Annotated in this window: 9 protein-coding genes; 4 read left to right on the top strand and 5 right to left on the bottom strand. The window is 72.6% G+C overall.

Annotated elements, in window-relative coordinates; all coding sequences use genetic code 11:
- The first annotated feature begins 257 nt into the window (after positions 1–257).
- From pta to pyk, 3 genes are all read left to right on the top strand, one after another.
- Positions 258–2,417 (top strand): phosphate acetyltransferase, encoded by a 2,160-nt coding sequence (gene pta, locus ACFVGO_RS05935; protein WP_359899888.1) that lies wholly within the window; start codon positions 258–260, stop codon positions 2,415–2,417.
- Between the two features lie 73 nt (positions 2,418–2,490).
- Complete coding sequence (locus ACFVGO_RS05930; RefSeq protein WP_380348685.1) at positions 2,491–3,714, top strand: acetate kinase; 1,224 nt, start codon at positions 2,491–2,493, stop codon at positions 3,712–3,714.
- 94 nt (positions 3,715–3,808) lie between these two features.
- Positions 3,809–5,236 (top strand): pyruvate kinase, encoded by a 1,428-nt coding sequence (pyk, locus tag ACFVGO_RS05925; protein WP_359899892.1) that lies wholly within the window; start codon positions 3,809–3,811, stop codon positions 5,234–5,236.
- 103 nt (positions 5,237–5,339) lie between these two features.
- Here pyk and ACFVGO_RS05920 read toward each other — a convergent pair whose 3' ends face one another.
- From ACFVGO_RS05920 to ACFVGO_RS05905, 4 genes are all read right to left on the bottom strand, one after another.
- Positions 5,340–6,731, bottom strand: a complete 1,392-nt coding sequence (locus tag ACFVGO_RS05920) for a hypothetical protein (protein WP_380630929.1) — start codon at positions 6,729–6,731, stop codon at positions 5,340–5,342.
- Positions 6,728–7,405 carry a DUF6114 domain-containing protein gene (locus ACFVGO_RS05915; RefSeq protein ID WP_380630928.1) on the bottom strand — a complete coding sequence of 226 codons (678 nt, stop codon included), beginning with the start codon at positions 7,403–7,405 and terminating at the stop codon, positions 6,728–6,730. Before ACFVGO_RS05915 ends, ACFVGO_RS05920 begins: the two co-directional genes overlap by 4 nt.
- Positions 7,406–7,538: 133 nt before the next feature.
- Positions 7,539–8,201 (bottom strand): DUF6230 family protein, encoded by a 663-nt coding sequence (locus ACFVGO_RS05910; RefSeq protein ID WP_359899897.1) that lies wholly within the window; start codon positions 8,199–8,201, stop codon positions 7,539–7,541.
- A gap of 700 nt (positions 8,202–8,901) precedes the next feature.
- Positions 8,902–9,894: a tetratricopeptide repeat protein gene (locus tag ACFVGO_RS05905; RefSeq protein WP_380630927.1), complete on the bottom strand. Its 993-nt coding sequence runs from the start codon at positions 9,892–9,894 to the stop codon at positions 8,902–8,904.
- Positions 9,895–10,433: 539 nt separating this feature from the next.
- Between ACFVGO_RS05905 and ACFVGO_RS05900 the strand changes: the two genes are divergently transcribed.
- Entirely contained in the window at positions 10,434–10,985 is a 552-nt protein-coding gene (locus ACFVGO_RS05900) for a TetR/AcrR family transcriptional regulator (protein ID WP_359900018.1), read from the top strand.
- Between the two features lie 110 nt (positions 10,986–11,095).
- On the opposite strand, the gene ACFVGO_RS05895 is transcribed toward ACFVGO_RS05900, so the two are convergent.
- Positions 11,096–12,781 (bottom strand): methylmalonyl-CoA mutase family protein, encoded by a 1,686-nt coding sequence (locus ACFVGO_RS05895; protein WP_359899901.1) that lies wholly within the window; start codon positions 12,779–12,781, stop codon positions 11,096–11,098.
- Positions 12,782–12,903 lie beyond the last annotated feature (122 nt).

Raw genomic sequence — 12,903 nt, 5'->3', positions numbered from 1 at the left:
GGAGAGGGCCATTCCTGTTATGAGGAGTGTTCCTCTCCCCCTCTTCGCCTCGTTTGTTTCCCCTCTCCTGGCGGGGAGCCGTGGGGGGGGGGCCTCCCCACGACGAGGCCCCGGGTGCCCGCCCCACCGGGCGGGCACCCGGGAGGGACCTCCGCCCCTTGCCCGAACCCCGCCGTTCTGCTCGCGGATGGCCGTTCGGGGTGCGAAGGTATGGTCGATATGACCACTTTCCGAGACGACGGGACGGAGACACCCACGTGGCGCGCAGCGTGTACGTGACCGGTATCGACCGGGGGGACGGCCGCCAGGCGGTCGAACTCGGGGTCATGGAACTGCTCACCCGCCAGGTGGACCGGGTCGGGGTGTTCCGCCCACTGGTGCACGCCGCCGCGCCCGGGCGGCCGGGCTCCGACCACGTGGTCGAGCTGCTGCACGGCCGCTACCGGATCGACCTGCCGAGCACCGAGCTGTACGGCCTCACCTACGAGGAGGCCGCCGCGCTCCAGGCCGCCATGGGACAGGACGAGCTGGTCTCCGTCCTGGTCGACCGCTTCCACGCGCTGGAGCGGCGCTGCCAGGCCGTGCTGGTGCTCGGCACCGACTTCTCCGACACCAGCATCCCGGACGAACTGGCCTTCAACGCCCGCCTGGCCAACGAGTTCGGCGCCGCCGTGCTGCCCGTGGTCGGCGGGCACGGCGCGGACGCCGAGACGGTCATCGCCGAGGTCCGCAACGCCCACCGGGCGTACACCGACCTCGGCTGCCAGACCCTCGCGATGATCGCCAACCGGGTCTCCCCCGGCGCCGAGCAGCGGATCCGGAGCACCCTCACCGAGAAGCTGCCGATCCCCGCCTACGTCATCCCGGAGGAGCCGGCCCTGGCCGCGCCCACCGTCGCCCAGCTGGTCGAGGCGACCGGCGCCGAGGTGCTGATCGGGGACGCCGCCGGCCTCGCCCGGGACGTGCGCGGCTACGTCTTCGGCGGCGCCATGCTGCCGACCTTCCTGGAAGCGCTGACCGAAGGCGCGCTGGTGGTCACCCCCGGGGACCGCGCCGACCTGGTGATCGGCTCGCTGGCCGCGCACGCCGCCGGCGCCCCGCCGATCGCCGGCGTACTGCTGACGCTCGGCCAGCACCCCGGCCCCAACGTGATGGCACTGGCCGCCCGGCTCGCCCCCGGCACCCCGGTCGCCGTCGTCCCCGAGGGCAGCTGGCCCACCGCCGCCCATCTGACCCACCTGGAGGGCAAGCTCACCCCGGCCAGCCCCCGGAAGGCCGAGATCGCCCTCGGCCTCTTCGAACTGCACGTCGACACCGCCGAGTTGACCAACCTGATCGAGGTCGGCCGGTCCGACCGGGTCACCCCGATGATGTTCGAGCACGAGCTGCTGGAGCGCGCCCGCGGCGCCCGCCGGCACGTCGTCCTGCCCGAGGGCACCGAGGAACGGGTGCTGCGCGCCGCCGAGATCCTGCTGCGCCGCAACATCTGCGACCTCACCCTGCTCGGCGACGTGGACGCCGTCCGCCGCAAGGCCTCGGCCCTGAGCATCGCCCTCCCCGACGCGGGCACGGCTCCCGGCCACCAGGCCGGGGGGAACCCGGCCGCCGACCGGGCCCAGGTGCGGATCGTCGACCCGGCCACCAGCCCGCTGCGCCGCCAGTTCGCCGAGCTGTACGCGAAGCTGCGCGCCCACAAGGGGATGACCGTCGAGCTGGCGCTGGACGTCGTCACCGACGTCTCGTACTTCGGCACCCTGATGGTCCAGGAGGGCATCGCGGACGGCATGGTCTCCGGCGCGGCGCACTCCACCGCCGCCACCATCCGGCCCGCCTTCGAGGTGATCAAGACCTCGCCGGGCGCCTCGATCGTCTCCTCGGTCTTCTTCATGTGCCTGGCCGACCGGGTGCTGGTGTACGGCGACTGCGCCGTCAACCCGGACCCGGACGCCCAGCAGCTGGCCGACATCGCCATCCAATCGGCCGCCACCGCCGCCCAGTTCGGGGTGGAGCCGCGGGTAGCGATGCTCTCGTACTCGACCGGCACCTCCGGCTCCGGCGCCGACGTCGACAAGGTCCGCAAGGCCACCGAGCTGGTCCGCGAGCTGCGGCCGGACATCCTGGTCGAGGGCCCGATCCAGTACGACGCGGCGGTGGACGCCCACGTCGCGGCCACCAAGCTGCCGGGCTCCCCGGTCGCCGGGCGGGCCACCGTGCTGATCTTCCCGGACCTCAACACGGGCAACAACACCTACAAGGCGGTCCAGCGTTCGGCCGGCGCGGTCGCGGTCGGGCCGGTGCTCCAGGGGCTGCGCAAGCCCGTCAACGACCTCTCCCGCGGGGCGCTGGTGCAGGACATCGTCAACACCGTCGCGATCACCGCCATCCAGTCCCAGGACAGCAAGGAGCCCGTCGCATGAGCGAGCGCAGCGAGCGAGTCATCGGTAGGTGCGTGTTTCGCGAAGCGACCGCCGAGCGCTGCGAGGTGGCCGCATGAGTGGAGGCACCCGCGTTCTCGTGCTGAACGCCGGCTCCTCGTCGGTGAAGTACCAGCTGATCGACATGCTGGACGGGGCCAAGCTGGCCGCCGGGCTGGTCGAGCGGATCGGTGAGACCGGCGGGCGGCTGGTGCACACCCCGCGCGGCGGCGAGGCGCGCGAGACCGTCCAGGTCTTCCCGGACCACGCCGGCGCGCTCAAGGCCGTCGCCGAGGAGCTGTCCGCCGACGGCCTCGGGCTGGACTCCCCCGAGCTGGCCGCGATCGGCCACCGGGTGGTGCACGGCGGCCTGCGGTTCACCGAGCCGACCGTGATCACCGACGACGTGCTCCGGGAGATCCGCCGGCTGATCCCGGTCGCCCCGCTGCACAACCCGGCCAACATCACCGGCATCGAGGTGGCCCGCGCGCTGCGCCCCGACCTCCCCCAGGTGGCCGTCTTCGACACCGCCTTCCACGCCTCGATGCCCGAGTACTCGGCCCGGTACGCGATCGACAAGGCCGTCGCCGACCGGCACCGGGTGCGCCGCTACGGCTTCCACGGCACCTCGCACCAGTACGTCTCGCGGGCCACCGCGCGGCTGCTCGGCAAGGACCCGGCCGAGGTCAACGTGATCGTGCTGCACCTGGGCAACGGCGCCTCCGCCTCGGCGGTCGCCGGCGGCCGCTGCGTGGACACCTCGATGGGCCTGACCCCGCTGGAGGGCCTGGTCATGGGCACCCGCTCGGGCGACATCGACGCCGGCGTGGTGTTCCACCTGCACCGGGTCGGCGGCCTCTCGGTGGACGAGATCGACGACCTGCTCAACCGCCGCAGCGGCCTGCGCGGGCTGTGCGGCGAGAACGACATGCGCGAGATCATGCGCCGGGCCGACGAGGGGGACGCGGACGCGAAGCTGGCCTTCGACTCGTACGTCCACCGGCTGCGCAAGTACATCGGCGGCTACTACGCGGTGCTCGGCCGGGTGGACGCGATCGCGTTCACCGCCGGCGTCGGGGAGAACGCGGCGCCGGTGCGCGCGGCGGCCACCGCGGGACTGGAGGAACTGGGCATCGCCGTCGACCCGGAGCTGAACTCGGTGCGGTCCGGCGAGGCCCGGATCATCTCGCCCGAGTACGGCCGGGTGGCGGTCGCCGTGGTGCCCACCGACGAGGAGCTGGAGATCGCCCGACAGGCCTTCGCCCTGGTGCACCGGGAACGCCGGGAGTCCGAGGACTGACACGGAACCGTCTCACTCCTCGGAACTTTTCGTCGGCGATTCCTCCCGGTGCGTGCCGAATGCACCTATAACACGAACGGATAGACTGATCCATATGCGCCGAGCGAAAATTGTCTGCACCCTGGGTCCGGCGACGGACTCCTACGAACAGCTGAAGGCCATCGTCGAGGCGGGCATGAACGTCGCCCGACTGAACATGAGCCACGGCAACCACGCGGACCACGAGGAGCGGTACCGCAAGGTCCGCCAGGTCTCGGAGGACACCGGCAAGGCCATCGGCGTCCTGGCCGACCTCCAGGGTCCGAAGATCCGTCTGGCGACCTTCGCCAACGGCCCGGTGACCGTCGACAACGGCGACGAGTTCACCATCACCACCGAGGACGTCCCCGGTGACCAGCACATCTGCGGCACCACCTACAAGGGCCTGCCCGGCGACGTGAAGCCCGGCGACCCGATCCTGATCAACGACGGCGTCATCGCCCTGGAGGTCGTCAGCGTCGACGGCCCGCGGGTGAGGACCGTGGTGGTCGAGGGCGGCGTGCTCTCGAACAACAAGGGCATCAACCTCCCCGGCGCGGCCGTGAACGTGCCCGCCCTGTCCGAGAAGGACAAGGACGACCTGCGCTTCGCGCTGCGCCTGGGCGTCGACATGATCGCCCTGTCCTTCGTCCGCAACGCGGACGACGTCAAGGACGTCCACGAGGTCATGGACGAGGTCGGCATCCGGGTGCCGGTCATCGCCAAGATCGAGAAGCCGCAGGCCGTCGAGGCCATGGAGGAGATCGTCCTCGCCTTCGACGCCATCATGGTCGCCCGCGGCGACCTGGCCGTGGAGTACCCGCTGGAGCGGGTGCCGCTGGTCCAGAAGCAGCTGGTCACCCTGGCCCGCCGCAACGCCAAGCCGGTCATCGTCGCCACCCAGATGATGGAGTCGATGATCCACGCCTCGCGCCCGACCCGCGCCGAGGTCTCCGACGTCGCCAACGCCATCCTGGACGGCGCCGACGCGGTCATGCTGTCCGCCGAGTCGAGCGTCGGCAAGTACCCGGTCGAGACCGTCCGCACCATGAGCCGGATCTGCGAGAAGGCCGAGGAGGAGCTGCTCTCCCAGGGCCTCCAGCCGCTCAACCCGGGCCGCAAGCCGCGCACCCAGGGCGGCTCGGTCGCCCGCGCCGCGTGCGAGCTGGGCGACTTCCTGGACGGCAGGGCGCTGGTCGCCTTCACCAAGTCCGGTGACACCGCCCGCCGGCTGTCCCGCTACCGCTCGCCGATCCCGGTGATCGCCTTCACCCCGGACACCGCCACCCGCAACCAGCTCTCGCTGAGCTGGGGCGTCGAGGCGTACGTGACGGAGCAGGTGGCCACCACGGACGCGATGGTCGCGCAGGTCGACCGGGAGCTGCTGAAGCTGGGCCGGCTCGGCGAGGGCGACACCGTCATCGTCACCGCCGGTGTCCCGGTCGGCATCCCCGGCACCACCAACATGGTGCAGGTGCACCACCTCGGCACCCGGAGCGAGTGACCGCCCGCCCGACCCGAACGCCCGTGGGGCGGTCCTCCTTCCGGAGGGCCGCCCCACGGGCCTTGCGGCGCACGCCGCTCGTCGCCCTCGCCGCCCGTCGCCGCTACTTGTCGCTGTAGGGGGCGTCGTCGTTGAACATGCGCATCCCGGGGATCCGCAGGGTGCCGCCGAACTGACCGGCCTGCTTGGCGGTGACGCCGGTCAGCTCCAGGTCCAGCGGGATCGGGATGGCGCCGATCAGGTCGTACAGCCAGCGCGGCAGGGTGTCCGGGGTGAGGGTGATCTCGCCCAGGTCGATCAGGATCGGCAGGCCGAGCACCTTGGAGAGGTGGCCGGACAGCCGCTCCACGTACATGGTGACCGGGCCCTTGCGCATCGTCGAGGTGGACCCCGGGGCGCCCTGGACGTGGAAGGTGACGCCGTTGCCCTCCAGGGTGGACATGTCGAGGTTGTCGATGTCCACGCTGTCGACCACGAACTTCAGGACGCGCTTGCTGCCGGTCGGGGTCTTCACGTCGTAGACGCCGTGGAAGGCCGCGCCGTGCAGGGCGAGCCGGCTGGTCTTCAGGGTCCAGTTCTGCTCCGGGACGACGTGCCCGGGGGCGGGCGCGCCGGCGGTCAGGGACCGGGCGTCCACATCGCAGTTGGGGTTCTCGGTGGGCGTGGCGGACGGGCTGCCGGAGGCGCCGGCGGAGGGCGTCGCCGAGGCGTCCGCGGACGGCTTCGGCCTGCCGGTCGCCTTGCCGCTCGGCGCGGCGGTGGGCGTGGCGGTGGGCGAGGGCTCGTCGTCGGCCGGCCGGGTCGCGGGCGGCTCGGCCTGCGGGGCGGCGGCCCGGGCCTGCGGCTGGGCGGGCTGGGCCGGGGCGCCCGTGCTCGGGGCGGGTGCGGTCGGGGCCGTCGGCGCCGTGGTGGCCGCCGGTGTGGTGGCCGGCGTCGGGCCCGGCGCGGAGTTCGGGTTCAGCAGGTGGCTGATGCCGCCGACCAGGTCGTCGATCAGGCCGGTCCGGACCGCCGTGCCGGTGTCGGCGGAACCGGCGACGGCGGAACCGGCGACCGACGGCTGGGCGGTGGCGGCCGACGGCTTGACCGGCGAGGTGGGCTGCTGGGCGGGCGCGGTGGTCGGCACCTGGGTCGGCACCGAGCCGGGGTCGGTCGAGGGACCGGCCGGGGGCGCCGTGGTCGGGGCCTGGCTCGGCGCGGTGGACGGGCCCGGCGGCGGCTCCGGCAGCTCGCTCTTGGGCACCGGCGTCTCGATCGGCGCGACGTCCGGCACGGTGGCCGGAGCGGTGCCGCAGGGCTTGCCCGCCGCGGACTCGGCGACCGCCGGGCTGGGCGTGTAGGCCGCGGCCATCAGCAGCGCGGTCGGCACCGCCGCCATCGCCAGCGCCCGGCCTCTCAGCCGGACCCGTACGGGCGTGCGCGGGGCCGCGTGCCGGCCGGAGCGCTGCGCGGGAACGGTCGTACCGTTGTCGGCTTGCTCGGCCGGCCCGGTCACCGCGCCTCCTCCTGGTCCACGGCACCGGCCTGCTTCGGGACGGCGGTTCCGGCGACGGGTTCGGCGGCCGCGGGAACGGCCGCGGGGACAGCCGCGGCAGCGGTCCGGGTCTCGGCGATCGGCTCGGCGTTCGACTCGGCGTTCGGCTCGGCGTCCGGCTCGGTGGCGACGCTCTGCGCGACGGCGCTCCCGGCCGCCGCGTCCCCGGCGCCGCTCTCGGCCCGGCGCCGGCGCCGGCCCTTGGCGGCCTTTCCGGCCTCGGCCTCCGGCAGCGGGGCCCAGGAGACCATCAGCCCGCCGCCGATCAGGCCCGGCAGCAGGGCCAGCCCGAAGCCCCCCAGGTTGGAGACCGGGATCGAGACCAGCGTCAGCAGGGTGGTGGCGATACCGGCGAAGACCCGCACGGCCGGCTGGAACCACGCGGTCAGTCCGAGCACCACCAGCAGCACGCCGATGATCAGTGACCCGGCACCCGCCGTGGTGGCCATGGCCACCGTCATGCCGCCCAGCGAGAGCTTGGCGTACGGGAAGTACATGATCGGGACGCCGGCGATCATGGCCAGCAGACCGCCGTAGTACGGCCGCGTCCGGCGGAACGTACGGAACACCCGGCGCAGCCACTGGGCGGGGTTCTCGTGCTCGGCGGGCCGGTAGGAGGCAAGGGCGCTGGACACGGTGCAGCTCCTCGATGGTGTGAACGAGGGGATGGACGAGACACGGGATCCGGGGACGGCGCACGCACCGTCCCCGGTCCCGCAGGTGCCGTCGTGGCGGGCGGACCGGGCCCGGTCCGCCGCCGTCAGCGGCTTAGTAGCACTCGCCGGAACCGTCGGTGTGCAGCGCGAGCTTCAGGCCCTGGAGCTTGAAGGTGCCGGCCGAGGTGGCCCAGGCGGTCTGCTGCACGTTGTACAGGTCGGCCTTCTCGGCGGCCTGGGCGAAGCCGGTCTGCCCGGACGGCAGGCCGCCGAGCTTGGACTGCCAGCCCTGGGTGGCCGAGCCCTTGAGGGTCGAGGCGTCCTGGCCGATGTTGATGTTGGTGAACTCGGCGTCGGCGTTCAGCTGGTCGAGGTCGATCAGCAGGTTCTTGGCGTAGACCTGCTTGTTGACGTCGTCGCTGTTGCCGGCCTCCAGGCGCAGGACGATCTTGGGCAGCTTCCACGGCAGGTGGGGGATGACGTTGGGGTCGGTCACCACCGACTGGCAGAGGCCCTTGATGGTGGCCTCGTCGAAGGCCGAGACGGCGACCGGGTGCGGAGTGCCGTTCGTCTCCGCGTCGATCGAGCCGAACTGGGCGAAGTTCTTGCCGTGCAGCTCCGGCGTGGTGACCTTGAAGCTCTGGCCGGACACGCTGAACGAAGCCGCCAGCGCGTTGTTGGCGATCGAGATGCCGACCATCGCGGTGGCCGCGACGCTCGGCACCATCACCAGGGCGAAGCGCTTCCAGCGGGTCTTGCCGTAGGTCTGGGACATGCGAGTCCTCCTTCTAGGACGTACATCTCCGGCTCCCCGGCGGTGCGTCCCGCACCGGTGGGGGCCTGGGATGGGAGAGAGCTACGTCCTCGGTAGCGGAGAGCGCCTTGGGCGTCGTCGGACGCGGGAGCGACCCGCGTGCAGCGGGCGTCCCGTCCGAGCACCGGCCGACCTTGCGGGGCGGCGGGCAGGACCGACGACATCGGCGATCACCCCCGAGCGACAACCAGCGACCGCGCAGGGCCGCGCGGCCGGTCGAAGGACAGGAACCGCCGTGGGACCGCGGATACCCCCCTGCCCTCCCTCCCGCCGGCCGGGGCCGGCGGATCACCCGGTGGGGATCCCGCGCTCCGCGTGGCCGACCGGGGTCGGCGGAGGTGGAGTCTGGGACCGGGCGTGGCCGATCGTGCTTGAATCCCGGGCGAAGCACAAGAGGTTCCTTACTGACGGGTAATGCAACATCAGGTGACGTTGATCATGAAATCGACCCGAGCCGCACCCTGTGTGACGCCTTGAAGGAATCGTGATGGCGAAATCCGCCGGAAACACCAGCGAAACACCCGCGGGTGGTCACACATGGTGACCACCCGCGGGTGAAATCAAGATTTGGTAAACCTCTGTTCGGTTGACCGGATTGTCGCCAAATCCCCAGCGACACCGCAGGTCATCCGCCGTGCCAGACGGCGGGCCTGATCCGGACTCAGAACAGCACGCGCGCCAGCGCCGTACGGGCCGCGACGACCCGCGGGTCCTCCACGCCGATCACCTCGAACAGCTCCAGCAGGCGCAGCCGGGCGGCGTCCCGGTCCTCACCGGCCGTCCGCCCGACGGTGGTCACCAAACGCCCGAAGGCGTCCTCGACGTGACCGCCGACCAGGTCCAGGTCGGCCGCCTTGAGCTGGGCCTCGACGTCCTTCGGGTCGGCGGCGGCGGCCGCCCGGACGGCCTGGAGGTCCAGGCCCTCGATCCGCTTCAGCAGCTCGGCCTGGGCCAGGCCCAGCTTGGCCTCGGTGTTGCCCGGCTGCTCGATCAGCACGTTCTGGTACGCCCGGATGGCACCGCCCAGGTCACCGGAGTCCAGCGCGTCGTGCGCGGCGGACAGCGCCGGGTCCTCGGGACGCTGCGGCGCGGCGGCCTCGGCCTCGCCCGGGACGGCCGCGCCGCCGGCCACGCCGAAGCGCTGCTCGGCGACCAGGATCAGCTGGTCCAGGATCTTGCGGATGTTGGCGGCGCTCTCCGCGCCCTGGAACAGCGGCACCAGCTGGCCGGCCACCACGGCCATCACGGCCGGGATGCCCTGGATGCCGAACTGCTGGGAGAGCAGCTGGTTGGCGTCCACGTCGATCTTGGCGAGCACGAAGCGGCCGGCGTACTCCTCGGCCAGGTCCTCCAGGATCGGGCTCAGCTGCTTGCAGGGCCCGCACCACTCGGCCCAGAAGTCGATGACGACCGGCACTTCGGTGGAGCGCTGGACGACCTCGGTCTCGAAGGTGTCCTCGGTGACGTCGATGACGAGCTGGTGGGCGGACTGGGCGGGGGCGGCTCCGGCCGAATCGGCGGCGGCCGCCTGTCGGGCCCGCTCGGCCCGGGCCTGCTCGGCCTTCTGGGCGGCTTCGCCGGCCGCCTTCACTGCGGCGAGGTCGACCGCGCCGCGCAGGGCGGAGCTGTTGAGACGCGAATTCCGTGGCTGCATGGCACCATCCTCCCCCGTCCGCGCTGCTCGCGGGCACCATCCTCCGGAAAGTCGCCCCGCGCGGACCGCGCGGCGCGGAATTCCGGGCGCGGTGCCGCTCCCCCGGTAGCCTGGACCGTTCGGCGCGGATCCCCACCCGCGCCCGCGCCGCTCCCGTCCCACGGGATGCGGCGCCTGGTTGTCACTGCTTTCGCTACGAGTCGTAGCGTAACTGGAGCCGGTGCCCCGCCCGCAAGCCCCACCGGCGGTTCGGGGACGTGACCTGCCCCACTTTCCCGGGCCGCCCCGCTGCCCGAACGGGCGAACAGTCGCTACCGTTACCAACCCCACCCAAGTTACTTACCAGTAAAGCGCGAGGAGGCCCGGTGCCGGCCGCCCAGCCCCCAGCGAGCCCGGACGGCGTGGAGCGCGCCGAGCCCACGGCCCGGACCTGCCCCGACCCGGCCGGCGCGGCCCCCCACCGGGCCGCCGCCACCCCGGAACCCGCGGGCGCCGCCCGGGCCAAGGGCCGCCCCCGCAGCGCCGCCGCCGACCGCGCGATCCTCGACGCCACCCGCGAGGCGCTGGCCGAACTCGGCTGGGGCGGACTGACCATGGGCCACGTGGCGAGCCGCGCCGGGGTCGCCAAGACCACCCTCTACCGCCGCTGGCCGTCCAAGAACGAGCTCGTGGTGGACGCCGTCGCCACCCTCTTCGACGACCTGGTGATGCCCGACCTCGGCAGCCTGCGGGCCGACATCGAGGCCGTGGTGGCCCAGTTCGCCGATCTGCTGGCCCGCCCGGAGACCCAGGCCGCGCTGCTCGCGCTGTTCGCCGAGGGGACCCGCGACCGCCAGCTGCGGCGCCGGATCCGCGAGTCCATCGTGGATCCGCAGAAGCGGCTGGTCCGCCAGGGCCGGGCGGCCGCCCAGGCGCGCGGAGAACTCGGGGCGGACTGCGACGCCGACTCGGCCCGCGAGGAGGTCGACATCATCTTCGACACCATCGCCGGCACCGTCGAGCACCGCGTCCTGGTCAGCGGCGAGCCGATCACCCCGGAGTGGACCCGCCGCTTCACCGACCTGCTGCTCGGACCGCTGCTCGCCGGCTGAGCGCACGGCGGAGGGGCAGGCGAGAGGGCCAAGCCCTCCCCGGAAGGGCACGTCCACCTCCCGGCCACGAGGGCGAATGGCAGGCCGCGGCCGCGGCCTCGGCCTCGGCCTCAGAACATCGCGTTCTCCTGGTACGTCCCCCACTCCTGCCGCAGCGCGTTGCAGATCTCGCCCAGCGTCGCCTCGGCGCGCACCGCGTCCAGCATCGGCGGGATCATCGACTCGCCCGAGCGGGCCGCCGCCAGCATGGCGTCCAGCCCGGCGCGGACGGCCGCCTCGTCCCGGGCCGCCTTGCGCTCGCCCAGCGCCCGGACCTGCTCGCGCTCGACCTCGTGGCTGACCCGCAGGATCTCCAGCTCGGGGGTGACGCTGCGCGGGTGGCAGTTGACGCCGACCACGCGCTTGTCGCCCTTCTCCACCGACTGCTGGTACTGGAAGGCCGCCTCGGCGATCTCCCCGGTGAACCAGCCCTCCTCGATGCCGCGCAGGATGCCGGAGGTGATCGGGCCGATCTCGTGGTCCTCGCGGCCCTTGTCGAGGATCCGCTGGAAGATCGCCTCGGCCTGTTGCTCGATCCGGTCGGTCAGCGCCTCGACGTACCAGGAACCGCCCAGCGGGTCGGCCACGTTGGCGACGCCGGTCTCCTCCATCAGCACCTGCTGGGTGCGCAGGGCGATCTCGGCGGCCTGCTCGGAGGGCAGCGCCAGGGTCTCGTCCAGGGCGTTGGTGTGCAGCGAGTTGGTGCCGCCGAGCACCGCGGCCAGTGCCTCCACGGCGGTGCGGACCACGTTGTTGTACGGCTGCTGCGCGGTCAGCGAGACGCCGGCGGTCTGGGTGTGGAAGCGCAGCCACTGCGCCTTGTCGGTCTTGGCGCCGAAGCGGTCGCGCATCCAGCGGGCCCAGATCCGGCGCGCGGCGCGGAACTTGGCGATCTCCTCGAAGAAGTCCAGGTGCGCGTCGAAGAAGAAGGACAGGCCGGGCGCGAAGACGTCCACGTCCAGGCCGCGGGACAGGCCCAGCTCGACGTAGCCGAAGCCGTCCGCGAGGGTGTACGCCAGCTCCTGCGCGGCCGTCGCCCCGGCCTCGCGGATGTGGTAGCCGGAGACCGACAGCGGCTTGTACGCGGGGATGCCCTCGGCGCAGTAGGCCATCAGGTCGCCGATCAGGCGCAGGTGCGGCTCGGGGGCGAAGAGCCACTCCTTCTGCGCGATGTACTCCTTGAAGATGTCCGTCTGGAGGGTGCCGTTGAGCACCGCCGGGTCCACGCCCTGGCGCTCGGCGGCGACCAGGTACATGCAGAAGACCGGCACGGCCGGGCCGCTGATCGTCATCGAGGTGGTGACCTCGCCGAGCGGGATGCCGTCGAACAGCACCTCCATGTCGGCGGCCGAGTCGATGGCCACGCCGCAGTGGCCGACCTCGCCGAGCGACTTCGGGTCGTCCGAGTCGTAGCCCATCAGGGTGGGCATGTCGAAGGCGACCGAGAGGCCGCCGCCGCCGGCGTCCAGGATCATCCGGTAGCGCTCGTTGGTCTGCTGGGCGTTGCCGAAGCCGGCGAACTGGCGGATGGTCCAGGTGCGGCCCCGGTAGCCGGTCGGGTGCAGGCCGCGGGTGTACGGATACTCGCCCGGCCAGCCGATCCGCTCGAAGCCCTCGTGGGCCTGCCCGGCGGGCGGGCCGTAGACCGGCTCGACCTCGTCACCGGAGAGGGTGGTGAAGTCCGCGTCCCGCTTGCGGGCCTTGTCGTACCGCTGCTGCCAACGCTGCCGGCCGCGCTCGATCTCCTCGGCGTCCATGACCCCGAACTCCGCTCCGTACGGCCGCCACGGCGACGGGCGGCACAACTAGTAGGACGTCCTAACAATTTACTCGGACGTCCTAGTACTTGTCGATGGACGACCGCCCGCACGGCCCGGAA

This window comes from Kitasatospora sp. NPDC057738, from assembly GCF_042798815.1.
GTDB lineage: Bacteria > Actinomycetota > Actinomycetes > Streptomycetales > Streptomycetaceae > Kitasatospora > Kitasatospora lactacystinica.
The sequence above is the reverse complement of the archived record's forward strand: the minus strand, read 5'-3'. Positions and strand labels throughout refer to the sequence as shown.

What these genes read in the sequence shown, in the direction of transcription:
- ACFVGO_RS05910 (WP_359899897.1), bottom strand. Translation starts at nt 8,201, where the DNA reads ATGTCCCAGACCTACGGCAAGACCCGCTGGAAGCGCTTCGCCCTGGTG.
- ACFVGO_RS05905 (WP_380630927.1), bottom strand. Translation starts at nt 9,894, where the DNA reads ATGCAGCCACGGAATTCGCGTCTCAACAGCTCCGCCCTGCGCGGCGCG.
- ACFVGO_RS05930 (WP_380348685.1), top strand. Translation starts at nt 2,491, where the DNA reads ATGAGTGGAGGCACCCGCGTTCTCGTGCTGAACGCCGGCTCCTCGTCG.
- ACFVGO_RS05895 (WP_359899901.1), bottom strand. Translation starts at nt 12,781, where the DNA reads ATGGACGCCGAGGAGATCGAGCGCGGCCGGCAGCGTTGGCAGCAGCGG.
- pyk (WP_359899892.1), top strand. Translation starts at nt 3,809, where the DNA reads ATGCGCCGAGCGAAAATTGTCTGCACCCTGGGTCCGGCGACGGACTCC.